At 67.8% G+C, this 23,809-nt stretch carries 21 protein-coding genes; 15 read left to right on the plus strand and 6 right to left on the minus strand.

All coding sequences use genetic code 11. The features are described from left to right. Positions 1 to 350 precede the first annotated feature (350 nt). On the plus strand, positions 351 to 674 hold the full coding sequence (ppnP, locus tag CDN36_RS04530; RefSeq protein ID WP_150556707.1) for a pyrimidine/purine nucleoside phosphorylase: 324 nt from the start codon (positions 351 to 353) through the stop codon (positions 672 to 674). Between the two features lie 86 nt (positions 675 to 760). After that, complete coding sequence (locus CDN36_RS04535) at positions 761 to 2,224, plus strand: patatin-like phospholipase family protein (protein ID WP_353846847.1); 1,464 nt, start codon at positions 761 to 763, stop codon at positions 2,222 to 2,224. A 33-nt stretch (positions 2,225 to 2,257) separates the two neighbouring features. Here CDN36_RS04535 and murB read toward each other — a convergent pair whose 3' ends face one another. After that, entirely contained in the window at positions 2,258 to 3,292 is a 1,035-nt protein-coding gene (gene murB / locus CDN36_RS04540) for a UDP-N-acetylmuramate dehydrogenase (protein WP_287496082.1), read from the minus strand. Between the two features lie 268 nt (positions 3,293 to 3,560). Here murB and CDN36_RS04545 point away from each other — a divergent pair, with 268 nt between their 5' ends. After that, entirely contained in the window at positions 3,561 to 4,046 is a 486-nt protein-coding gene (locus CDN36_RS04545; RefSeq protein ID WP_150556705.1) for a YajQ family cyclic di-GMP-binding protein, read from the plus strand. Between the two features lie 111 nt (positions 4,047 to 4,157). Here CDN36_RS04545 and plsY read toward each other — a convergent pair whose 3' ends face one another. Beyond that, on the minus strand, positions 4,158 to 4,760 hold the full coding sequence (gene plsY, locus CDN36_RS04550; RefSeq protein ID WP_287496083.1) for a glycerol-3-phosphate 1-O-acyltransferase PlsY: 603 nt from the start codon (positions 4,758 to 4,760) through the stop codon (positions 4,158 to 4,160). A 127-nt stretch (positions 4,761 to 4,887) separates the two neighbouring features. Further along, positions 4,888 to 5,379 (minus strand): Cys-tRNA(Pro) deacylase, encoded by a 492-nt coding sequence (gene ybaK, locus CDN36_RS04555; RefSeq protein ID WP_150556703.1) that lies wholly within the window; start codon positions 5,377 to 5,379, stop codon positions 4,888 to 4,890. A gap of 76 nt (positions 5,380 to 5,455) precedes the next feature. Here ybaK and CDN36_RS04560 point away from each other — a divergent pair, with 76 nt between their 5' ends. Continuing rightward, a complete protein-coding gene (locus CDN36_RS04560) occupies positions 5,456 to 7,021 on the plus strand; it encodes a class I adenylate-forming enzyme family protein (protein WP_287496084.1) in 1,566 nt (521 codons plus the stop codon). A gap of 18 nt (positions 7,022 to 7,039) precedes the next feature. Here CDN36_RS04560 and xerD read toward each other — a convergent pair whose 3' ends face one another. Together xerD and queG are read right to left on the minus strand one after the other, a co-directional pair. After that, complete coding sequence (gene xerD / locus CDN36_RS04565; protein WP_502920336.1) at positions 7,040 to 8,053, minus strand: site-specific tyrosine recombinase XerD; 1,014 nt, start codon at positions 8,051 to 8,053, stop codon at positions 7,040 to 7,042. 92 nt (positions 8,054 to 8,145) lie between these two features. Continuing rightward, positions 8,146 to 9,420, minus strand: a complete 1,275-nt coding sequence (queG, locus tag CDN36_RS04570; RefSeq protein WP_287496086.1) for a tRNA epoxyqueuosine(34) reductase QueG — start codon at positions 9,418 to 9,420, stop codon at positions 8,146 to 8,148. Positions 9,421 to 9,437: 17 nt separating this feature from the next. On the opposite strand from queG, the gene tsaE reads away from it, so the two are divergent. Together tsaE and CDN36_RS04580 are read left to right on the plus strand one after the other, a co-directional pair. Continuing rightward, on the plus strand, positions 9,438 to 9,971 hold the full coding sequence (tsaE, locus tag CDN36_RS04575; RefSeq protein WP_287496087.1) for a tRNA (adenosine(37)-N6)-threonylcarbamoyltransferase complex ATPase subunit type 1 TsaE: 534 nt from the start codon (positions 9,438 to 9,440) through the stop codon (positions 9,969 to 9,971). Next, the gene (locus CDN36_RS04580) at positions 9,965 to 11,419 is read left to right on the plus strand and encodes an N-acetylmuramoyl-L-alanine amidase (protein WP_174966448.1); all 1,455 of its coding nucleotides are present in this window, start codon (positions 9,965 to 9,967) and stop codon (positions 11,417 to 11,419) included. The genes tsaE and CDN36_RS04580 overlap by 7 nt, the downstream gene beginning before the upstream one ends. A 210-nt stretch (positions 11,420 to 11,629) precedes the next feature. On the opposite strand, the gene CDN36_RS04585 is transcribed toward CDN36_RS04580, so the two are convergent. Next, on the minus strand, positions 11,630 to 12,298 hold the full coding sequence (locus tag CDN36_RS04585; protein ID WP_287496088.1) for a VTT domain-containing protein: 669 nt from the start codon (positions 12,296 to 12,298) through the stop codon (positions 11,630 to 11,632). 451 nt (positions 12,299 to 12,749) lie between these two features. Here CDN36_RS04585 and mutL point away from each other — a divergent pair, with 451 nt between their 5' ends. The 9 genes from mutL (at position 12,750) to CDN36_RS04630 (ending at position 23,596) form a co-directional block, all read left to right on the plus strand. After that, positions 12,750 to 14,714 (plus strand): DNA mismatch repair endonuclease MutL, encoded by a 1,965-nt coding sequence (gene mutL, locus CDN36_RS04590; RefSeq protein WP_287496153.1) that lies wholly within the window; start codon positions 12,750 to 12,752, stop codon positions 14,712 to 14,714. A 7-nt stretch (positions 14,715 to 14,721) separates the two neighbouring features. Then, positions 14,722 to 15,681 (plus strand): tRNA (adenosine(37)-N6)-dimethylallyltransferase MiaA, encoded by a 960-nt coding sequence (gene miaA, locus CDN36_RS04595; protein WP_287496089.1) that lies wholly within the window; start codon positions 14,722 to 14,724, stop codon positions 15,679 to 15,681. Positions 15,682 to 15,984: 303 nt separating this feature from the next. Continuing rightward, positions 15,985 to 16,860 (plus strand): ABC transporter permease, encoded by an 876-nt coding sequence (locus CDN36_RS04600; protein ID WP_287496090.1) that lies wholly within the window; start codon positions 15,985 to 15,987, stop codon positions 16,858 to 16,860. Position 16,861: 1 nt separating this feature from the next. Beyond that, positions 16,862 to 17,914 (plus strand): ABC transporter ATP-binding protein, encoded by a 1,053-nt coding sequence (locus tag CDN36_RS04605; RefSeq protein WP_287496091.1) that lies wholly within the window; start codon positions 16,862 to 16,864, stop codon positions 17,912 to 17,914. 61 nt (positions 17,915 to 17,975) lie between these two features. Further along, positions 17,976 to 19,040, plus strand: a complete 1,065-nt coding sequence (locus tag CDN36_RS04610) for an extracellular solute-binding protein (protein ID WP_150556694.1) — start codon at positions 17,976 to 17,978, stop codon at positions 19,038 to 19,040. A 68-nt stretch (positions 19,041 to 19,108) separates the two neighbouring features. Then, a complete protein-coding gene (locus CDN36_RS04615) occupies positions 19,109 to 20,014 on the plus strand; it encodes an ABC transporter permease (RefSeq protein ID WP_287496092.1) in 906 nt (301 codons plus the stop codon). A 91-nt stretch (positions 20,015 to 20,105) separates the two neighbouring features. After that, positions 20,106 to 21,302 (plus strand): M24 family metallopeptidase, encoded by a 1,197-nt coding sequence (locus CDN36_RS04620; protein ID WP_287496093.1) that lies wholly within the window; start codon positions 20,106 to 20,108, stop codon positions 21,300 to 21,302. A 47-nt stretch (positions 21,303 to 21,349) separates the two neighbouring features. After that, the gene (locus tag CDN36_RS04625; protein WP_150556692.1) at positions 21,350 to 22,591 is read left to right on the plus strand and encodes a metal-dependent hydrolase family protein; all 1,242 of its coding nucleotides are present in this window, start codon (positions 21,350 to 21,352) and stop codon (positions 22,589 to 22,591) included. 87 nt (positions 22,592 to 22,678) lie between these two features. Then, complete coding sequence (locus tag CDN36_RS04630; protein ID WP_287496094.1) at positions 22,679 to 23,596, plus strand: LysR substrate-binding domain-containing protein; 918 nt, start codon at positions 22,679 to 22,681, stop codon at positions 23,594 to 23,596. Positions 23,597 to 23,809 lie beyond the last annotated feature (213 nt).

Consider the following 23,809-nt stretch of genomic DNA (forward strand, 5'->3'; position numbering starts at 1 on the left):
GAGCCGTCCGGGCTCTTGTTTTCCTGCATCGCCGCCCCCGCCGGCGTCCCTCAGGCGCCTTTCTCAAGTCCCCGCCGCGACCTGCGTTCCGCTATCATCGCTGACGCGCTGCCGTCACGCATCGACACGCGCTTCATGTCGGCGCGCCACAGTCGGACGCCGCCGTCAGAACATTTCGCAATTTGCACCATCACAGTGCAAATTCGTTGTGCATCGCACAAATGTCTGGCGAGTCGACGTTCGAAACGTGCTAGCATGAATTCACGCCGGCCCACGCCAGGGCCGGCTTACCGAGCCATTCGCACGGCTCCTCATCGCGATTTCCCTCGCACTCGACACCGCAATCGGTCATGACGCAAAACGCTACACAGTTCGACAACGTTTCCGTAATCAAGCGCGCCAACACCTATTTCGACGGCAAGTGTGTCTCGCACACCGTGCTGTTCCCGGACGGCACGCGCAAGACGCTGGGCGTGATCTTCCCCGCCACGCTCCAGTTCGGTACCGATGCCCCTGAGATCATGGAAGTCACGGGCGGCCGCTGCCGCATTCGCCTGGCCGGCCAGACCGAGTGGCAGGAGTACGCCGCCGGTCAGCAGTTCTCCGTGCCCGGCAACAGCAAGTTCGATATCGAGGTCGTCGAGACGCTCGATTACGTCTGCCACTACGGCTAACCGACGGCCACAGCCATCGCGCGGGATCGACGTCTCGCGCGTTGCCCTCTCGGCCGGTTCAGCGCGGCCCGGCGCCGCTACTCACTATGTCGCGTCTGCCCCCGGAATCCGCCGACGATGCTGCCGGCGACCTGACCTCCCCGACACCGGCTCCGGCGACTGCGCCATCCGCCGGCACTTCCTACACTGCCGACACTTCCGACGCCTCCCGCGCCGCTGACGACGCCCGCGCAGAACGCGCGCCATCCCACGGTGCGGGCGCCGATCTCGAGCCGAGCGACGTCCCGCTGCTTCCGCCGGACGGCCGCACCCGGTCGGGCAAGACGCCCGCGCCGCGCGCCCGCAAGCGCCCCGCCCCGGCGGATGGCGACGGCGACGGCGACGGCGGCAACGCCCAAGCCAGGGGCGGCACCGGCGGCAACGCGCGCGCGCGCAGCCCCAGCACGAACCCGGCCAAACCGTCCCGCGGCCGACGCGGCAGCCCCCGACGCAAAGGCATCGATCTGGGCCTGCAAGGCGGCGGCGCGCACGGCGCGTATGCATGGGGCGTGCTCGACAAGTTGCTCGAAGACGGGCGTCTCGAATTCGAAGGCATCAGCGGCGCGTCGGCCGGCACGATGAACGCCGTGGTGCTCGCGCACGGCCTGCTCGACCGTCCCGGTGTGGATCCACGGGAGAAAGCACGCGAGGCGCTGCACAGCTTCTGGCTTGGCGTGTCGCAAGCGGGATCGTCGGCGACGGCGTGGGCGCAGACCGTCTTCAGTTGGCTCAACGGACGGCCCACCGAATATCCGGTCTGGCATGACTGGATGCAGAGCATGCAGCAGTGGATGATGCCGTTCTCGCAGCCCACGACCGAAATCAATCCGCTGCGCACGGTGCTCGAAGCGCAGGTCGACTTCGAGCGGCTTCGCGAGAGTACGGCAACGCATCTGTTCGTGTCGGCAACCAACATCCGCACGGGCAACATCCGCATCTTCCGCACGCACGAGATCACGCTGGACGTGGCGATGGCATCGGCGTGCCTGCCGTGGCTGTTCAAGCCGGTGAAGATCGACGAGGACTATTACTGGGATGGCGGTTACCTGGGCAATCCGGCGCTTTACCCGTTCTATTACGAGACCGTCACGAGCGATATCCTGATCGTTCACATCAACCCGATCGAGCGCAAGGAAAAGCCGGTATTGCCGGGACAGATCATGAACCGCGTGAACGAGATCACGTTCAATGCCTCGCTGCAGCGCGAATTCCGCGCCATCTCGTTCGTCCACAAGCTGATCGACGAAGGCTGGCTGAAGCCGGAATTCCGCAAACGCCTGAAATACCCGCTGATTCACTCGATCCGCGCCGACAAGGCGCTCTACGACCTGTCGTCGTCGACGAAATTCGTGACCGACTGGCACTTCCTGACGACCCTGCGCGACCGCGGCCGCGAAGCCGCGAGCCGCTGGCTCGATGCGCACTACGCCGACGTGGGCGTGCGCTCGTCGGTCGATCTGCGGCGCGACTACCTGCAGCGCCTGCCCGACGCCACGGCGATCAAGGCGTGAGGGATCGAGCCTCCCGCGCGCCGCCCGGCAGCGTCAGAGCACGAGCGGCTCGGGTTCGAGCGTGATGCCGAAGCGCTCGTGCACGCTGGCCTGTATGGCGCGTGCGAGCGCGACGATATCCGCGCCGCTCGCACCGCCCCGGTTGACGAGTACCAGCGCCTGACGCTCATGCACGCCGGCCTTGCCGAGCGACTTGCCGCGCCAGCCGCACTGGTCGATGAGCCAGCCGGCGGCCACCTTGGAAGTGCCATCCGGCTGTGCGTAGCCCACGGCTTGCGGAAAACGCTCACGCAGCGCGGCGAATGTGGCTGCGTCGACGACAGGGTTCTTGAAGAAGCTGCCCGCATTGCCAAGTTCTATCGGATCGGGCAATTTGCGGCGGCGAATGTCGGCGACCGCGTTGAAGATCTGACGCGCGTGCGGCGCATCGATGCCCGCCTCGGCGAGCGTGCGCGAGACGTCGGCGTAACCCGTGACCGCCTGCCACGGCTGCGGCAGCCGCAGCGTGACGGCGACAATGATGTAGCGGCCCGGCTCGCGCTTGAACAACGAGTCGCGATAGCCGAACGCACACGTCTCGCGCGTGAGCGTGACGAATTCGCCGGTCGTCGTATCGAGCGCGCGCAGCTCGGCGAAACGTTCGGCCAACTCAAGCCCGTAGGCGCCGATGTTCTGGATGGGTGCCGCGCCCAGCGTGCCCGGAATCAGCGCGAGGTTCTCGAGACCCGGGCAGTCCTGCGAGAGCGTCCAGTCGACGAAGTCGTGCCAGACTTCCCCCGCGCCGCCGCGCACGTAGCGGGCGTGGGCATCATCGGCGAGGCGTTCGCGAGCGCGAATGGCCATGCGCAGCACCACGCCGTCGAAGTCGCGCGTGAGCACCACGTTGCTGCCGCCGCCGAGCACCAGCCGGGGCAGGCCGCGCAGCTCGGGCATGGCAAGGGCCTCCAGCAGCGCCGCCTCGCTGTCGATCGTCGCGACATAGCGGGCGGTGGCGGGCAAACCGAAGGTGTTGAATTCGCGCAGACTGACGTCGCGTTGCAACTGGAGCATGAAGTAAGAAGACACCATTGGGCGCGGGCCGCGCCGGCCATCGCCGGTCATCGCCGGAAGGGGACGCGGAACCGACGGCTGAATTACAATGTCGGGCGAGAAGCATTTGCGCGCGGGCTTGCACACGAATTTCCGCACGAACCCGTGCACGGGCGTGCACGGGTTTTCGCATTATACCGGCGCCGTCGCCGCCGTTCGGAACGCCGCACCGGCATGCGACGCGTGCCGATACTGTTGCCGGGCGCGGCCGCCATTTCACGAACCCTTTGTATTTCAGGAGAGCCAGATGCCGTCGTTTGACGTGGTTAGCGAAGCCAACATGGTGGAGGTCAAGAACGCCGTCGAGCAGGCCAACAAGGAGATCTCGACGCGATTCGACTTCAAGGGATCGGACTCGCGCATCGAGCACAAGGAGCTGGAGCTCACGCTGTACGCGGACGACAACTTCAAACTCGATCAGGTCACGCAGGTGCTCGTGAGCAAGATGGCCAAGCGCAACGTGGACGTGCGCTTCCTCGACTACGGCAAGATCGAGAAGATCAGCGGCGACAAGGTCAAGCAGGTGGTCAAGGTCAAGAAGGGCGTCGAAGGCGACCTGGCCAAGAAGATCGTGCGCCTGATCAAGGACAGCAAGATGAAGGTGCAGGCGAGCATCCAGGGCGACACGGTGCGCGTCTCGGGCGCCAAGCGCGACGATCTGCAAAGCGCCATCGCGCTGCTGCGCAAGGACGTGACCGACACGCCGCTCGACTTCAACAACTTCCGCGACTGAGCACGGGCGCGCATCGCGCATCGTGCGCTTGCGGCGCTCTCGGGCGCCGTCAGGCACAAAAAAACCCGCAGCGCCTGCGGGTTTTTTTCATTGCGGAAAAGCCCCCCGGTGTCACTTCTTCTGACCGATGCGGCTTTCCTTGCCGGCAATGAGCTTGCCGATGTTCGAGCGATGCCGGTAGACGAGCAGGATCGCCATCACGATCACCGCCGGCGCATACGGGCCGAGCCCGAACATGAACACGTAGTAGAGCGGCGCGAACACGGCCGCCACGAGCGCGGCCAGCGAGGAATAGCGGAAGAACACCGCAATGATCAGCCAGGTGGCGATGACCGCCAGACCGAGGATCGGATCGATGGCGAGCAGCACACCGGCGGCCGTCGCCACGCCCTTGCCGCCCGCGAAGCGCAGGAACACCGGGTACAGATGGCCGATGAATACCGCCAGCGCCACGGCAGCCAGCCCGAACTCGCCCACGCCCCACGCACCGGCGAAGCGCTCGGCGAGATATACCGCGAGCCAGCCCTTGAAGGCGTCGCCGATGAGCGTGAGCACGGCCGCTTTCTTGTTGCCCGAGCGCAGCACGTTCGTGGCGCCGGGGTTGCCCGAGCCGTAGCTGCGCGGGTCGGCCAGCCCCATGGTGCGGCTGACGATCACCGCAAACGGCACCGAGCCGATCAGATACGCGAGAACGATAAAAACCAGTGTGGCCATGAACTTCGTGCGTGATGAGTTTTTGTGATGGGCGCCATTCTACTTGAGCCACCCCGCCGCCCCATTCTGGCAAACACGGGGTTGCGCCGCGCGGCCCTCCCGCGCGTGGACGGCGGCGCGCGGCGCCTCACTCGTCGAGCGCGCAGGCGACCGGCTTGGCAGCCAGCGTGTTGAGAAGCACTTGCGGGGCGATGCCGACGAGATAGCCGCGGCGCCCGCCGTTGATATAGATCTGCGGAAGATCGAGAATCGACGACTCCACGTAGACGACCATGGCCTTCTTGGTGCCGAACGGCGACGTGCCCCCCACCATGTAGCCCGAATGCCGTTGCGCGACTTCGGGCTTGCACGGCTCCACGCGCTTGGCGCCGATCTGGCGCGCCAGATTCTTCGTCGACACGGTGCGATCGCCGTGCATGAGCACGATCAGCGGACGCGCTTTTTCGTCTTCCATGACGAGCGTCTTGACGACGCAATGTTCATCCACGCCCAACTGGCGCGCCGACTCGCCGGTGCCGCCATGATCGACGTACTCGTAGACGTGTTCCGTAAAGGCCACTTTCTTCTGCTTCAGAAACTGCGTGGCCGGCGTTTCCGAGACGTGTCTGGTCTTGCTCATGGGCGCCTATTGTAATGAAACAGGGGGCGCCGCGCCTGTTCTGCCGCGTGCCGGCGCCCGCATTACAATGCCAGCCATGTCCGCGCCCCCCGATACCTCGCGAGAAGACGCGTTCGCCGCCACGCTGCTGGCGAACCTGCCGGCACGCATCGATACCCTGCCTGCGCGCATTGCCGCGCACGCGCCTGCTCGCACCGCCCTGATCGACGACTGCGGTCGCGTGACCTATGGCGAACTCGCGCGCGCCGTCTCGGCCTGCGCCACACGCCTTCGCGGGCACGGCGTGCGTGGCGGCGATCGCGTGATGATCGTCGGAGAGAACAGCATCGCCTACGTGGTGCTGCTGCTCGCCGTCGCGTCGCTCGACGCATGGCCGCTGCTGTGCAACGCACGGCTCAGCGCGACGGAGCTGCGTGCGATCCGCGAGCACGCGCGCGCGCGTTGCGCCGCCTACACCGTCGACGCCTCGCCCGACGCCGCCGCGCATGCGCGCGCCGACGCGGCCACCGTGGCCTGGCCCGAACTCGCGCCGGGCGCCATCGCCGTGTCCGACACCGACCCCGCCAGCGAAGCGGAGGCGGTGCAAGCCGATCCTGCCAGACAGTGCGCCGCGCTCATCTACACGACGGGCACGACCGGCACGCCGAAAGGCGTGTGCCTGTCGCACCGCAACCTGATGTTCGTCGCGGCGGTGTCGAGCACGCTGCGTCGCGTGTGCGTCGAGGACGTCGCCTACGGCGTGCTGCCCATCTCCCACGTGTACGGCCTCACCTCGGTGTGCCTGGGCACGCTTTACGCAGGCGCGACACTGCGGCTCGCCGCGCGCTTCACGCCCGAAGCGGTGCTCGACGCCCTCGCGCGCGACGGCCTGACGATCCTGCAGGGCGTGCCCGCCATGCACGCGCGGCTGATGGCCTACGTGGCAAGTCGTAACGCGCCGCTCGTTGCGCCGCGCCTGCGCTTCGTCTACTCGGGCGGCTCGCCGCTCGACGCCGCCCTCAAGGCGCGCGTCGAGGCCTTCTATGGCCTGCCCGTCCATAACGGCTACGGGCTCACGGAGAGCAGCCCGACCGTCTCCCAGACCCGTCTCGACGCGCCTCGCAAGGACTGCGCCGTGGGGCCCGCGATTCCCGGCGTCGCGGTGCGCATCGTCGCGCCCGACGGCCGCGACTTGCCGGACGGCGAAGTCGGCGAGCTCTGGGTGCGCGGACCGAACGTGATGCTCGGCTACTACCGCGCGCCCGAACTGACCGCGGCGGCCATCGATGCCGACGGGTGGCTGCGCACCGGGGATCTCGCACACCGCGAGGCCGACGGCGCGCTGTTTGTCGCGGGGCGCGCCAAGGAGCTCATCATCCATTCCGGCTTCAACGTCTACCCGACCGAGGTCGAGCAGGCGCTTGCGAGTCATCCGGACGTGCTGCAGGCCGCCGTGCTCGGCCGCGCGCGGGACGGCAACGAGGAGGTCGTCGCGTTCGTGCAAGCACGCCCCGGCCATGACATCGACGTGAGCGCGCTCGCAGCGTGGGCAGCCGGGCGCCTGGCCCCCTACAAGCGCCCCGCGCAGATTCTCGTGCTCGACGCCCTGCCCGCCGCGTCGACGGGCAAGGTGCTCAAGCACAAGCTCAGGGCATTGTTGTGAGCGAAGGCCCGCACCGGCCTAGCCGCGCGGATGGTGTTGGGCGTGCAGCGCCTTGAGGCGCTCGCGCGCCACGTGCGTGTAGATCTGCGTCGTGGAGATGTCCGCGTGGCCGAGCAGCAACTGCACCACGCGCAGATCCGCACCATGATTGATCAGATGCGTGGCAAACGCGTGACGCAGCGTATGCGGCGAGAGCGGCGCGCGAATGTCGGCCTGCAGCGCATAGCGTTTGATCAAATACCAGAACGCCTGACGTGTCATGCCCTCCCCGCGCTGGGTGACGAACAGCGTGTCGCACACACGGCCCGCGAGCAGCACGCCGCGGCTCTCGGCGAGATAGCGCGCGAGCCAGCCGTTGGCTTCCTCGCCGAACGGTACCAGCCGTTCCTTCGCCCCCTTGCCGAAAATGCGCAGCACGCCCTCGTTCAGCCCCACTTCGATGGTCTTGAGCGCGACGAGCTCGGACACGCGCAGTCCGCTCGCATACATCAGCTCCAGCATGGCGCGATCGCGCAGTCCGAGCGGCTGCGACACGTCGGGCGCCGCGAGCAGGGCTTCGACCTGCGCCTCGGACAGCGTCGAAGGCAAACGCTGCGCCCGCTTGGCCGACGCGATGCGCAGGCACGGGTCGCGCTGCACGACGTGCTCGCGCAGCGCCCACTGGTAAAAGCGCTTGAAGACGGACAGGCGACGGTTGATGCTGCTCGCCAGGCTGTCGCGACGCCACGCCAGATAGGCCGAGAGCGCCGCCTCGTCCACGCCGTCGAGCGGTGTGTCGCGCTTGGCGCCCAGCCATTCCGCGAAGAGCCGCAAGTCGCGGCGGTAGGCGTCGAGCGTGTTGCGCGAGAGGCCGTCTTCGAGCCATAGGGTGTCGCAAAACTGGTCGATGAGCGCGAGGCTGCGGCGGAACGCCTTGCCGTCGGAGTCGAACGAAGGAGGGTCCGCTTCGGCGGCTGCTCCATCGGCTCCATCGGCTCCATCGTGCGCCCCGCTGCGCGCCGCCTGCTCGAACGGCTCGTCGGCGTCGCCCAGGGCATTGCCGGCATCGATGGCGTCGGCGCAATCGCCGGCATCGGCGGCATGAGCCGCCTCAATGGCATCAGCCAAGTTGCGGGAGCGCGGACTCAAACCGTGGCTCCTTCCTGGGCTAGCGCCCATTCGACATGTTCGCGCACGAGCGCGGAAGGGTGATCGCGGCGGGCGAGCAGCGCGTTGCGCAGTTGCACCCGCGCGGCGGCGTCCGAGGTCCCGCGCAGGGCATTGCCGAGGCCGACGGCCAGATTGCGCAGCCAGCGCTCGTGCCCGATGCGGCGAATCGGACTGCCGGCAAGCCGTTCCATGAACGCCGTCTCCGTCCACGCGAACAGCTCGACCAGCGACGCACGCTCGAGTCCGTTGCGCGGCGCGAAGTCCGCCAGCGGCGAAGGCTGTGCGAACTTGTTCCAGGGGCAGAAGAGCTGGCAATCGTCGCAACCATAGATGCGGTTGCCCATCTTCGCGCGCAGCGGTTCGGGAATCGCGCCCTTGTGCTCGATGGTGAGGTACGAAATGCACAGCCGCGCGTCAACGCGAAACGCCTCGGTGATCGCGCCCGTCGGACACACGTCGCGGCACTTCCGGCATTGCCCGCAGTGCTCGCCGGGCCGCATCGCGCCCCTATCGCCGGTCCTGCCGGCGCCATCGCCGCCACCATCGCCATCGGCGTTGATGTGCGCATCGACCGGCAGCGGCACGTCGACGAAGATTTCGCCGAGGAAAAAGAGCGAACCGGCGTCGCGCGAGAGCAGCAGCGTATGCTTGCCGCGCCAGCCAAGGCCGGCCTTTTGCGCCAGTTCGACCTCCAGCACCGGCGCGGAGTCGGTAAACACGCGATACCCGAACGGGCCGATGGCCTGCGCAATTCGCTCTGACAACTGCTGGAGCCGGTGGCGCATGACCTTGTGATAGTCGCGTCCGCGCGCGTAGATCGACACGATCGCCTCGCCGGGCTGCTTCGCCCGTTCGGCCTCGTGACGGCGCCAGCGGGCCATGTCGGTGTCGCCCGGCAGGTAATTCATGCGCGCGCTGATCACACGCACGGTGCCCGGCACCAGTTCCGCGGGCCGCGCGCGCTTCATGCCGTGCGCGGCCATGTAGTCCATCTCGCCGTGGCAGCCGTCGTCGAGCCATCGCTGCAGGCCCGCTTCGGCGTGCGAGAGGTCCGTGTCCGTGATGCCCACCGCACCGAAACCGAGCTCGTGCGCCCACTCGCGAATGCGCAAGGCGAGCGCACGCAGCCCCGCGGCATCGAGTGGCGCGAGGCTCGCGTTGTCGCGCGATGGCGACACTTCCGAGGCGCTCGGAAGCGTCGACGGCTCGACTTGTGCGGCGGTAGCGGGGAAAATCACGGAAGCTTTCATCCCCTCCATTTTACGCAATGCCCGCCATGCCCGATTCCTCGGCGCCGCCCCCGCTGGGCGAGCGCATCTTCGCGCTGCCGGACGAAGCCGCCACCGAGGCCTTCGCCGCGGCGCTCGCACGCGTCATCGTGGCGCGCATGGCGCATACCGATGCCGCTCACGCCGGACTGCACGTGCAGCTCTCGGGCGACCTCGGCGCGGGGAAAACAACGCTCGTGCGGGCGCTGCTGCGCGCGCTCGGCCACACGGGGCGCGTGAAGAGCCCTACCTACGCGCTGTGTGAACCGTACAACATCGACACACCGCACGGCGTGTTGCCGGTCTATCATTTCGACCTGTACCGCTTCGCCGATCCGGCCGAATGGCACGACACGGGCTTTCGCGAGCATTTCGCGGGCGACGCCCTGTGCCTGGTCGAATGGCCCGAAAAGGCGGAAGACCTGCTGGGCACGCCCGATTTGCGCCTTTGCCTGGAACCTGTCGGCAACAGCCGCCGTCTGACGACGAGCGCCTACACGCCGGCCGGTCTTGCTTGCCTGAACTCATGCTGATCAAACGCTTCGCCCGAACCGACGACGCCTCATCGCCCAATGCCGGCCGACGCCGCGCGCTGCGTGCCGGGGCCTCCACCCTCGTGCTCGCCCTCACCGGCCCTCGCCTCGCCCGCGCCAATGCCATCGTCGCCGTGCGCGTGTGGCCGGCGCGCGACTACACGCGGGTCACCCTCGAGACCGACAACCCGGTCAAGTTTCAGCAGCAGTTGATGGAGAGCCCGAACCGCTTCGTGATCGATCTCGACGAAGTGGATCTGAGCCCTGCGCTGCGCGACCTCGTCTCCAAGATCCAGCCGAACGACCCGCAGATCATCCAGGTACGCGTGGGCCAGTTCAAGCCCGGCGTGGTACGCATGGTGTTCGACCTGAAGGCCGGCGTGAAGCCGCAGTCGTTCACGCTGCCCCCCGTTGCGGGCTACAAGTACCGCACGGTGTTCGATCTCTACCCGGCCGTCGAACCCGATCCGCTCATGGAGCTGCTCGCCAAGTCGGGACACAAGGCCGAGGCGCTGGCGCAGAACCCGCCGCCGTCTTCTGGCGCCGGCACGCCGAGCACCGACGAGAGCGAGGCATTCTTCCAGCGCTACGCGCAGCGCGAGCCCGGTTCGCGTCCGTCGCGCCCTGGTCCGTCGGCCGGCGCTTCCACGCAGGACAAGGCGCCGCCTCTCGCGCAGCGCAAGGACGATGACGACGGCCTGCCTGCGCCGGCGCCCGCTCGCGGGCCGAAGACTGCGCGCCTGCTCACCATCGCCATCGACCCCGGCCACGGCGGGGAAGATCCGGGCGCGATCGGCAGCGCGGGCACATACGAGAAAGTGGTCGTGCTGCAAATCGCCAAGCGCCTGCGCGAGAAGATCGATGCGCAGCCCAACATGCGCGCAATGATGACCCGCGACGCGGACTTCTTCGTGCCGCTCGGCGTGCGCGTGCAGAAGGCGCGCCGCGTGGACGCCGATCTGTTCATGTCGATTCACGCCGATGCGTTCACGTCGCCGTCGGCCAACGGCGCGTCCGTGTTCGCGCTGTCCGAGCGCGGTGCCACGAGCGCCACGGCGCGCCTGCTCGAAAAGACGCAGAACGCTTCCGACCTGATCGGCGGGGTCAACATCAAGACCAATGACCGTGCCGTCGCACACGCGCTGCTCGACATGTCGACGACCGCGCAGATCCGCGACAGCAAGGTCTTTGGCACCGCGCTGCTCGCCGAGATCGGCACGGTGGCGGACCGGCTGCACAGCAAGAACGTGGAACAGGCCGCGTTCGCCGTGCTCAAGGCGCCCGACATTCCATCGGTGCTCGTGGAGACGGCGTTCATCAGCAACCCGAAGGAAGAGAGCTACCTGAACGATCCCGCCTATCAGGACCGGCTCGCCAACGCGTTGCTCAGGGGCATCAAGGCGTACTTCGCCAAGAACCCGCCCATTGCGAAAAACCGAACGGCGTGAGAACGGCGCGGGAACGACGTGAGAAGGGCGGCGCGGTGCGCGCCGATGCCGGCGCCGCTCGCAAGAAAATGGCGCGCCCGGCCATGAACTGCCTCCCGGGCATTGGCGTCATGGCCAGCTTTTGGGAAGCGCTTCAGACGGAACGCGCCATGTTTGCTGCAGGAGTCTTTCGGAAGCGACGGCTTCGCGTCGCGCCGATCCGCAGCGGACTTACTCGCCCTGGCCTTGCGGCACGCGCCGGCGGCCACGCGTGAGCACCTTCCACAGTGCGCCGAGGGCGATGGGCACCACCGCGGCCGAGATGCCGACCAGCACGATGATGTTCAGGTACTGCTTGACGACCGGCAGGTTGCCGAACAGATAACCGCCGCCCACGAGCAGCACCACCCAGATCGCGGCGCCAAGCACGTTGTAGAACTGAAAGCGCGCCCACGACATGGCCGATACACCCGCCACGAACGGCGCGAAGGTGCGCACCACCGGCACGAAGCGCGCCATCACGATCGTCTTGCCGCCGTGGTGCTCGTAGAAGTCATGGGTCTTGCGCAGCGCGTCGCGATCGAGAAAGCGCCAGTTCTTCTCGTACACGCGCGGCCCGATCTTCGAGCCGATCCAGTAATTGAGGGTGTTGCCGGTCACGGCCGCGACAAAGAGCAGCACGCCCAGCAGCCACGGGTCCATGGCGCCGGTGGCGGCAAAGGCGCCGCCGATGAACAGCAGGGAATCGCCCGGAAGGAACGGAAAGAGCACCAGCCCCGTTTCCACGAACACGATCATGAAAAGGAACAGATACACCCAGTTTCCGTACTGATCGATAAACACGCCCAGATGTTTATCGATGTGGAGCACCATCTCCAGCAACTGCACCAAAGTATCCAAGACGATTCCTCAAGATAAAGGACGCCGGCCCGTCCCCACGGGCTCGCGACGACTCGCATCATACCAGCGCGCACATCGGGCGTCGTTAAGTCCCCATGACAGTCGGCTGGCGTCGGACATGGGGAATCGAGCGCGGCAGCATTTCGCCCCCGAATGCCCCCGAATGCCCCCGAATGCCCCCGAATGCCCTCGGATGCCCGGAATGCCCGAACGCTCCCATGACAGGAATGCGTCGGATTCTAACGGTATTGCAGGCTGAAACGTCGGTCGGCTTATGTCTTTGAGGGCAGCCTTTATAATGGTTCCCATGTCCGCGACCCCCACCTCCGCCTCCGCCTCGCCAGCCCGGGCCACCGCGCCCGCTGACGCCGCTTCGGCCGCCGCCCCTGGCGCGGCCGCCGACCTTTCTGCCGACCTTTCTGCCGACGTTCCCGAGCGCCGTCCCGGCCCCATGCCGGCGGGCCTGGCGCCGGCGCGCCCGATCCGCGTTCTCCCCGATCAGCTCATCAGCCAGATCGCCGCCGGCGAGGTGGTCGAACGTCCCGCGTCGGTAGTCAAGGAATTGCTCGAGAACGCGCTGGACGCCGGCGCGCGGGCGCTCCAGATCAAGCTGGAAGAAGGCGGCGTGCGCCGCATTGCGATCACGGACGACGGCGGCGGCATGTCCGCCGACCAGTTGCCGCTCGCGCTTACCCGGCACGCCACGAGCAAGATCCGCACGCTCGACGAACTCGAGTCGGTGCTGACACTCGGATTTCGCGGTGAAGCACTTGCCTCCATCGCCTCGGTGGCGCAGCTCACGCTCTCGAGCCGTCAGGCGGATGCCCCGCATGCCACCGCCATCGACGGCAACACCGGCGCGCTCACGCCTGCAGCCGGCCCCGTGGGCACGACCGTCGACGTGCGCGACCTGTACTTCAACACCCCGGCGCGCCGCAAATTCCTGAAGACCGAGCAAACGGAATTCGGGCACTGCATGGACGTCATTCGCCGCAGCGCGCTCGCGCGTCCGGACGTCGGCTTCTCGATCCTGCACAACAACCGCGCGGTCGAGCACTGGAACGCCTCGGACGCCGCCACGCGCGTCAAGCGCGTGCTCGGCAGCGACTTCGCCGACGCGCACCTCGCGCTCGACGAAGGCGCCGGCGACCTGCGTCTGTCGGGCTTCGTTGGCCTGCCCACGGCGAGCCGCGGCCGCGCCGACCAGCAGTTCTTCTTCGTGAACGGCCGCTTCGTGCGCGACAAACTGCTCACGCACGCCGTTCGCGCCGCCTACGAAGACGTGCTTCACGGCGACCGCTATCCTGCCTACGTGCTGTACTTCGAGCTGCCGCCGCAGTTGGTGGACGTGAACGTCCATCCGTCGAAGATCGAAGTGCGCTTTCGCGACGCCCGCAGCGTTCATCAGTTCGTGTTCCACGCGGTGCAGCGTGCGCTCGCGCGTGCGGCCGGCAGCGGCGGGGCATCGCATGCCGCGCATCTGACCGATGCTGGCGGACTCGCCGCCGGGCCGGGCGCTGCGAGCCCCATGTTCGGCAGCGCGCGGTCGGCCGGCAGCGCCGGCATGCCGGGCGGCGCCAGTTGGACACCGCGCATGCAGCAAGGCACGCTGCCGGTCGCGCAGCCGCTGTCCGTCTACGACAACCTGTTCGGCCGGGCCGCACCGCCCGCGCCGCGCCCGTATGGCCAGCCGGGCGTCACGGACGTACCCGCGCCGACCTATGGCAGCGCCACTGCGCGCGACGGTTCACTGCCGGCCGACGGCATCGGCCTCGCCGGCGCAGCGGGCAGCACCGCGGCGCCGGCCGGCAGCGCGGAGGCCATGGCGCTCGATCAGCCGCTCGGCTTCGCGCTGGGGCAGTTGCACGGCATCTACATCCTTGCGCAGAACGCCCACGGCCTCGTGCTCGTCGACATGCACGCCGCACACGAGCGCATCCTCTACGAGCGCTTCAAGCAGGCCCTCGTGGCGCGCAGCGTGCCGGTGCAGCCGTTGCTCATTCCGGCGACGTTCTTCGCCGACCCGATTGAGATCGGCACCGCCGAGGAGCACCGGGAGACGCTCACCGCGCTCGGCTTCGACCTGGCCGCCATGTCGCCGACCACGCTCGCCGTGCGCGCCATTCCGGCCCTGCTCGACGGTGCGGACGTTCAGGCGCTCGCGCGCGCGGTGCTCGCCGATCTGCGCCAGTACGGCGGCTCGCGCGTGCTCACGGAACGCCAGCACGAACTGCTCGGCACGCTCGCCTGCCACACGGCCGTGCGCGCGAATCGCCGCCTCACGCACGAGGAGATGAACGCGCTGCTGCGCCAGATGGAAGCCACCGAGCGCGCCGACCAGTGCAATCACGGCCGCCCCACCTGGTACCAGCTCACGCTCGGCGACCTCGACAAGCTGTTCATGCGCGGACGTTGAGCGGTTCATGAAGGCATCTCCCCCGATCGTCTGTCTGCTGGGTCCGACGGCCTCCGGCAAGACCGCCGCGGCCCTCGCGCTCGCGCGGGACACCCCGCTCGAGATCATCAGCGTGGACTCCGCGCTCGTCTATCGCGAGATGGACATCGGCACGGCCAAGCCAAGCGCCGCCGAACTCGCCGCGGTCCCGCATCACCTGATCGACATCATCGATCCGCGCGACGCCTATTGCGCCGCGCAGTTCCGCGAGGACGCGCTGCGACTCGTCGGCGAGATCGCCGCACGCGGACGGCGCCCGCTGCTCGTCGGCGGCACGATGCTCTACTACAAGGCGCTCACGCAAGGCCTCTCGCCGCTGCCCCGCGCCGATGCGGCCGTGCGCGCGCAGCTCAACGAAGATGCCGCGCGCGTAGGCTGGCCTGCCATGCACGCGCGCCTCGCGTCGGTCGATCCGGTGACGGCCGCGCGCCTCGCGCCGAACGACTCGCAACGCATCCAGCGCGCGCTGGAGATCTTCGCGCTGACGGGCAAAGCGATGTCGCAGTGGCTGGCGGAACAGGCGCCGACGCCGCAGGACGGCAATGCGCCCGCTTTCGTGCCCACTTTCGTGCCCGTCGCGCTCGAGCCGGGCGACCGCTCGGTTCTGCACGCACGCATCGCCGAGCGCTTTCGCGCCATGCTCGCGGCCGGCTTCGTCGAGGAAGTGGCGCGCCTGCGCGCGCGCGGCGATCTCGATCCCGGCTTGCCCTCCATGCGCTGCGTCGGCTATCGCCAGGTGTGGGAATACCTCGACGGCCAGACCGACTACGACACCATGCGCGACAAGGGCATCTTCGCCACGCGCCAGTTGTGCAAGCGCCAGCTCACGTGGCTGCGCTCGATGCCCGAGCGCCACGTCGTCGACTGCACCGCCCCCGACGCCCTGCCACGCGCGCTCGCGACCGTGCGCGCCCTCTGGCAAGACTGAACGCCTCGCGGCCCGCCCTCCGCGGCTTCGCGGCTTCACAGCTTCACGGCTTCGCGGCTTCGGTCGTAAGCAGGCGTTGCACCGCCCTCGCAGCCGTTCGATGCGCGGCGCGCCTGCTGCGCGCACCGAACAGCCCTCTCGCACCTTGTGCGAGGCATCGCGACGTACTGACCGGCGCCCCCCGTCTCCGTTGAAACCCTGACAGCTTTCCGGTTTGCATGTCGATTTTGATATGCTAATTTGCATATCGACGTTTCGTGCAATGCAAATTTGCATCGAATCCACGATGCCGGAAGGACGCCAATGACGCAGACTTCGATGGAGCCAGGTGGGCTGGCGGGCAGCACGCTCGCGTTGCCGGCGGGTGGACCGCGCCGCGCATCCGTGGCCCGATGGGCTGTGCGCGCCGGCATCACGCTCATCTACCTGTTCATGCTCAGCCCGCTGATCTTCGTGGTGTGGCTGAGCTTCTTCAAGGACGCGATCATCACCTTCCCGCCCAGCGGCTACACGGTGTCGTGGTATCTCAACGCGTGGCGCAACGCCGCGTTCGCGGACGGTTTTCTGCTCTCGCTCAAACTCGCGGCCTTTGCCGCCATCGGCGGCGTGATCCTCGGCGTGGCGGCCTCGCTCGCGCTCGCGCGCTATCGCTTCCCGGGCCGTCGCACGCTCGGCAACGTGTTGCTGCTGCCGCTCGTCGTGCCGGGCATCGTGGCGGGCATTGCCACTTATCTCTTTTATCTGCGCGCCGAGAACTTTCTGGACGCGGACATCGTCGGCACCTTCGGCGGCCTCGTGGTCGCACACGTTTGCCTGACCATTCCGTGGACGATGCGGCTCGTCGGCGCCAGCCTGGCGCAGATCGACGGCACCATCGAGGAGGCCGCGCGCAACCTCGGCGCGGGGCCGTGGCGCACGCTCTGGCGCGTAACGCTGCCAATGCTGCGTCCGGCCATCGTCGCGGCGGTGCTGTTCAGCTTCATCGTGTCGTTCGAGAACCTCGAGCTCACGCTGCCGCTGGTCGGCCCGGGCAAGACCACGCTGCCCATCGCGATCATGCAGTACCTCGAATTCAATCTCGATCCCACGATCGCGGCCGTCTCCGCCGCGCAGATCGTGCTGCTCGGCATCGTCATGCTGATCACCGATCGCTTCGTCAAACTCAGCCAGGTGATCTGACATGGCCAACGTTTCGCTTCGCGGGCTGCGCAAGCAGTACGGCAATGCCGCCGCCGTCGCCGACTTCTCGCTGGAGATCGCCGAAGGCGAGCTCGTCGCCTTTCTCGGCCCGAGCGGCTGCGGCAAGACCACGACGCTGCGCATGGTGGCGGGCTTCGTCGAGCCCACGGCGGGCGAGATCTGGATCGGCGGCAGGGAAGTCTCGCGCCTGCCGCCGCATCGCCGCAACACCGGCATGGTGTTCCAGCGCTACGCGTTGTTTCCGCACATGACCGTGGCCGAGAACGTGGCGTTCGGGCTCGAGATGCGGCGCCTATCGGGCGCCGAGCGCGACACGCGCATTCGCGAAGCGCTCGACATGGTGCGCCTGTCCGCACTCGCCGGGCGCTACCCGCGCCAGCTCTCGGGCGGCCAGCAGCAACGCGTGGCGATCGCGCGCGCGCTCGCCATCCGGCCCGATGTGTTTCTGCTCGACGAACCGCTCTCGAATCTCGACGCCAAGCTGCGCACCGAAGTGCGCGAGGAAATCCGCGCGCTGCAGCGCCGGCTCGGCCTGACCACGATCTTCGTCACGCACGATCAGGAGGAAGCGCTCGCCATCGCCGACCGGCTCGCCGTGATGCACGACGGCCGTGTGCAGCAGATCGGCACCGCAGACGCGCTCTACGAACGTCCGGCCAATCCGTTTGTCGCGAACTTCCTCGGCAAGATGAATTTCCTCGCCGGTCAAGTGCATGACGGCCATTTCATCACCGCGAAAGGCGAGCGCCTGGCCCTGGCCGGCGCGGGCGCGGACGCGACCACGCTCGGCATTCGTCCCGAACGCCTGCGGCTGGCCGATGCCCCCGCCGACAATGAAACCGCCTTGCCCGTGACGGTGGATCAGACGATCTATCTCGGCGCCACGCTCGAGCTTCGGCTCAAGAGCGCACACGGTGAGACGCTCGTCGCGCACGTCCCGAACATCGCGCGCGACGACACGAGCCGCTACGCCCCCGGGCGCGCGCTCAAGGCCTGCTTCGCGAGCAGCGACTGCCTGTTCTTCAACGCCTGACGATCACTCGCAACCCGTATCACCCGCACACGATTCCGCCCACGTTTCGAAGGATGACGACATGACGCACGCCCTGAACCGCCGCACGTTCCTGAAGACCGCCTCCGGGCTGGTGATCGCCCCCGCGCTCGGCCTCGACGCGCTTAGCGCACACGCTGGCGCGGCGTGTCCGAACGTGGTCGTCGGCACCTGGGGCGGCGACTATCTGAATCTGCTCGAGCAGAACATCGGCAAGCCGATCATCGAAGCCGCCGGCGGCAAGGTGACATACGACTCGGCCGGACAGGTCGATCGCATGACCAAGCTGCGCGCCGAAAAGACGTCGCGGCGCGGCTCGATGGACGTGGCGTGCCTGGCCGATCTGGACATGTACGACATCAACCGCTCCGGCATACTCGAGCCGGTCGACACCAAGCTCGTACCGAATCTCGCCAACACGCTCGAAGCGCTGCGCCGGCCGTATTCGATACCGCACATCTTCAGCGCCATGGTGATCGTCTACAACCCCGAAAAACTCGGCACGAAGCCCGATTCGTTCACGGCCGCGCTCGACCCCAGGCTCAAGGGCAAGGTCGGCTTCTCCGACATCCTCTACAACTTCAACGTAGTGAGCAGCTCGCTCGCCGCCGGCCACAAGGACGGCAATACGGCCGGCGGCGTGCAGTTCCTGCGCGAGTTGCGCAAGACGCAGCAGCCCAAGGTGTATCCGTCGAACGAGGCGGTCGCCTCGGCGCTCAAGAGCGGCGACATCTGGTTCACCTGCATGTGGAAAGCGCGCGCCCTGCAATGGAAGAAGGCCGGTGTGCCGATCGACTACGTGGTGCCCAAGGAAGGCGCGGTGCCCGTCACGTTCGAAGCGGCGGTGCCGAAGAACTCGCAATCGAAGACCTGCGGCTTCAATTACCTCGACGCGATGCTCGACCCGCGCGCGCAAATCGGTTTCGCCGAGACGATGGGCTACGCGCCGACGGTGAAAAACGCCAACCTGCCGCCGTCGCTGCAGCAGAGCGTGGGATTTACCGGCGCCGAACTCGATCGCATGGTCAAGCTCGATTACGCACGCTTCACCGCGGACAAGCCCGCGCTGCTCGACTTCTGGAACAAGGAATTCAAGGTGGGCCTGTGAGCGCCACCCCGCCCGATTCGGGCGCCCCCCTCGGAGGGTCCCACGAAGCGCGACTCGACAGCCCGCTCGTGAACTCGTCGCCCACGGCCACCCGCGCCACAGGGCCCGCGCGGACGGTGCGCGGCGCGTTCACAGGCGGCTCGCTCGTTGCACCGGCCACCCTCGTCGTGCTGCTCGTGATCGTCCTGCCCGGCCTGCAACTGATTCGCTACAGCTTCAATCGCTTCGATCCGGTCGAGATGATGAGCGCGGCGACCACTGGCGCGAACTACGTCAAGTTCTTCACCGATCCCTATTACCTGACGGTGCTCTGGACGACGATCAAGGTCGCCTCGCTGTGCACGGCGCTCGCGCTCGTGTTCGGCTTTCCCGTCGCCTACGTGCTCGCGCGCGCGCAAAGCCGCTTCAAGAGCCTGCTTGTGATGCTGCTGGTGTTTCCGCTGCTCGTGGGCAACGTCGTGCGCGCGGCGGGCTGGATGGTCATGCTCGGCAACGCGGGCTTCGTCAATTCGCTGCTCGTCTCGCTGGGGATCGTGGCCGAGCCGGTACGCCTGCTGTACACGCCGTTTGCCGTGGTCATCGGCACCACCGCGGTGGTACTGCCGTACATGATCCTCACGCTGCAAAGCGTGCTCGAGGGCATGGATTTCTCGGTCGAGGAAGCGGCGCGCAACCTCGGCGCGACGTTCCGGCAAACGCTCACGCGCGTGATCCTGCCGATGGCCGCCCCCGGCATCGCCGCGGGCACCATGCTCGTCTTCATCCTGTGCATGAACGCCTACGCCACGCCCGTGCTGCTCGGCGGCACCGGCATCACGATGATGACGCCCGCGATCTACGACCAGATCGCCAAGGCGAACAACTGGCCGTTCGGCGCGGTGCTCTCCATCGTGTCGATGGTCGTGACGTTCGCGCTCGCCATCGCCTCGCACTGGCTCATCCAGCGCCGTTACGCGAAGACCATGATGACCTGATCGCCCCGATCGACCCGCCCGGTCACAGCGATCCGGCCGCAGTGGTCCGATCGCCCCGACACCGCCGACATCTCGCACAAAGGACTCCGCCATGCCGACCCTCTCTCACGCCACCCGTCAATACCGGCAACGCCTGATGCACGACCTGATGGACCGGGCGCGCGTCGATGCGCTCGTGTTTACCGCCGCCGATTTCTTCCAGTGGGCGACCAACTTCCACGTCGACGTGCAGACCTGGGAGCGCCCCATCGCCGTTTGCGTGCCGCGCAATGGCGAGCCTTTCGCGGTGATGAACGAGCTGTCCACGCACCATCTGATGATGGCGCGCGAGCGCGGCCACCTCTGGCTCGAGCTCGATCGCGTCGCGCTCTATGCCGAGCACGCGCGCGTGACCGAACGCCTGCCGCTGCTCGCCGAAGTCCCGGCGCTCATCGCCGAGCGCCTGCGGGCGGCGGGGCTTGGCGCCTCGCGCATCGGCGTCGACGCCGCGGGCGGGCCGCTCGCGCGCGCCGCCGCGTCGATGCCCGACGCGAAGCTCGTCCCGATGCTCGCCGACATGCGTGCGCTGCGCTGGGTCAAGCACGAGGAAGAGATCGCCATCATGCAGGCGGCCTCGGCGCTCGCCGACTGGGTGCAGGAGCGTTATCGCGAGAACATTCGTCCGGGACGTCTGGTGCAGGAGCTCGACTACTCGATGGCCGCGCTGATGGTCACCGAAGGCGCCAAACGCTTTCCCGGCGAGAACCTGGAAGTCATGCGCTGCTGGACGCTCTCGGGCCCCGCCTCGGCTTCGCCGCACGGCGACGGCGCGTCGTGCGGCGCGCGCATCAACGCCGGCGACGGTCTCGTCAACATCGTGATCCCGCGCCTGAACGGCCTCGTGATCGAAAACGAGCGCACATGGTTCTGCGGCAAGCCCTCGAGCGAGCAGGCGCGCTTCTATGAAGTCGCGCGCGCCGCCAACGAGGCCGCCGTGGGCGCCGCCATCACCGGCCGGCCGGTCTCGGGCATCGACGCCGCCGCGCAGGCCGTGATCGAGAAGGCCGGCTGCGGCGCGTACATCCGTCACCGGACCGGGCACGGCATGGGCATCATCGGCCACGAGTACCCCGACGACATGGCGTTCAGCCATCGTCCGCTGCTCGCCAACGAAGTCTATTCGGCCGAGCCGGGCATCTACGTCTACGGACTGGGCGGCTTCCGTCTCGACGACTCGGTCGTCACGGGCGACACGCCGCGCGTGCTCACCCGCACGCCGCGCACGCTCGCGCACGCCACCATCGACTGAGCGCGCCGCGCAACGAAAAAAATCATCACCACTCGGGAGGAAAAGTCATGGAGTCGATCCTGCTGTCGAATTGCGCGCTGCTCGACCCGATCGAGGGCGTGCTGCGCGAAGACCACGCCGTGCTGATCGAAAACGGTCGCATCAAGGAAGTCTCGGACAGGCCGATCCGCACCGCGTCGGCGCGCGAGATCGACGCGCGCGGGCGCACCGTCATGCCCGGTCTCATCGATCTGCACGTGCACGTGCATGCCACGCAGCTCAACCTGTCAGCGCAGGCGCATCTGCCGAACGTGCTCGTCACGCTCAAATCCGTGCCGATCCTGCAGGGCATGCTGCGACGCGGCTTCACCACGGTGCGCGACGCCGGCGGCGCGGGGCATGCCATCAAGCAGGCCGTCGAGAGCGGCCTTGCACAGGGTCCGCGCCTGTTCGTGTCGGGCCGCGCCATCAGCCAGACCGGCGGACACGGCGACGGCCGCGCGCGCACCGACTACATCGGCACCGACGGGCCGTGCCCGTGCTGCGTGCGCGTCGGCGCCCTCTCGCGCGTGGCGGACGGCGTTGACGAAGTGCGCCGCGCCGTGCGCGAGGAACTGCAAATGGGCGCCGATCAGATCAAGATCATGGCCTCTGGCGGCGTGGCCTCGCCGACCGATCCCGTGGGCGCGTGGGGCTATTCGGAAGACGAGATCCGCGCGATCGTCGCCGAGGCGCGCGCGCGCGGCACCTACGTGCTCGCGCATGCCTATACGGCCCCGGCCATCGAGCGCGCGGTGCGCTGCGGCGTGCGCACCATCGAGCACGGCAACCTCGTCGACGCGCCGACCGCGCGCTACATGGCCGAACAAGGCGCTTACGCCGTGCCGACGCTCGTGACCTACGACGCCCTCGCGAGCGAAGGCAAGTCGCTCGGCCTGCCCGAGGATAGCGTCGCGAAGATTGCCGACGTGCATGCGGCCGGCCTGCGCTCGCTCGAGATCTTCCGCGAGGCCGGCGTGAAGATGGGGTACGGCTCGGACCTGCTGGGCGAGTCGCAGCGGCTGCAGAGCGACGAATTCCGGCTGCGCGCCGAAGTGCTGACGCCCGCCGAGATCCTGCGCAGTGCAACGGTCATCGGCGCGGAGGTGCTCGGCCAGGCAGGGCAGCTCGGCCAGATCGTGCCCGGCGCGCATGCCGACGTGCTCGTCGTCGACGGCAATCCGCTGAAGTCGCTCGACTGCCTGCTCGGCCAGGGAGAGCGCATTCCCGTGGTCATGAAGGGCGGTAAAATCCACGCTTTCGCGCTGTAAGGCGGGCGCGGCAGGCGGCCTGCCTCGCAAGCCGCCCGCGAGACTTTCGCGGCGCATCGAACGCGCCAACCCTTCCGTGGAGAACCGATGGATTTCCGGCACATCGACGCCTTTCGGGCGCTGATGCTCACGCGCACGACCACCAAGGCGGCCCAGGTGCTCGGCATGTCGCAGTCGGCGGTGAGTCGCCTCATCGCCGATCTCGAACGCTCGACGCGCCTCACGCTGTTCGATCGCGCGCGCGGCCGTCTGGAGCCGACGGCCGAGGCGTTTGCGCTCTTCGAGGAAGTGGAGCGCCGCTACGCCGGGCTCGACAACATCCGCGAGTTCGCGCTCAACCTGCGCAATCCCGATAAGGCCGTCATCCGCGTGGGCTCGGTGGTGTCGTTCGGGCTGGGCTTCTTCGCGCGTGTGATGGCCGGCTACCGCGCGTTGCATCCGAGCGTGCAGCTCGCGCTGACGACCGGCGCGTCGGACCTGATCCGCGATCAGGTGGTCACGCATCAACTGGCGCTGGGACTCGTGACCGACACCATCGACGTGGCGGCCACCGACGCCGTCTCGTTCGCCAAGCTCGACGCCATCTGCGCGCTGCCGGCCGGCCATCCGCTCGCGCGCAAGAAGGTCGTGCGCCTGGCCGACCTGCAGGATCAGCCGATCCTGTCATACGAGCCGACCGACATGGTGCGCTGGGGCATGGACCGCCTGTTCGCCGAAGGCAATCTGCATCGACAGGTGGTGGCCACCGCGCGCTACTCGATCAACATCGGCACGATGGTCAAGGAGAACGTGGGCGTCGGCCTGCTGCACCCGGTCTCGGCTTACGACTTTCTCGACTCGAATCTCGTGCTGCGACGGTTCGAGCCGTCCATGCCCTTTCACACGCTGCGCGTGACGCCTCGCGCGGCGGCGCCCAGCGCACAGCTCGACGATCTCGTGCGTGTCATGGAAGCCACGCTCGACGACGTCATGCGGGCCGTGCAGGCGCGGATGAAGCGGGCGTGAGGCGCGGGTGGTGGGTGGTGCGGGTGTGGTGGTGTGGCGCCGCCTGCGGCCTGGTCGGCATGCGCGCTCGGGAGGCCGTGGCTCGCTCCGATAAAAGCGAAAGCCCGTCAGGTGGGCCCTGACGGGCTTCGGTCGCGCGCGCCCGGCGGCTCGCATGTTGCAAATGCTGCAAATGTTGCAGAGGCCGCCCAGCCGGCCGGTGCCTCGATGTCG

The organism is Pandoraea sp. CB10b_02 (assembly GCF_002216225.1).
GTDB lineage: Bacteria > Pseudomonadota > Gammaproteobacteria > Burkholderiales > Burkholderiaceae > Pandoraea > Pandoraea nosoerga.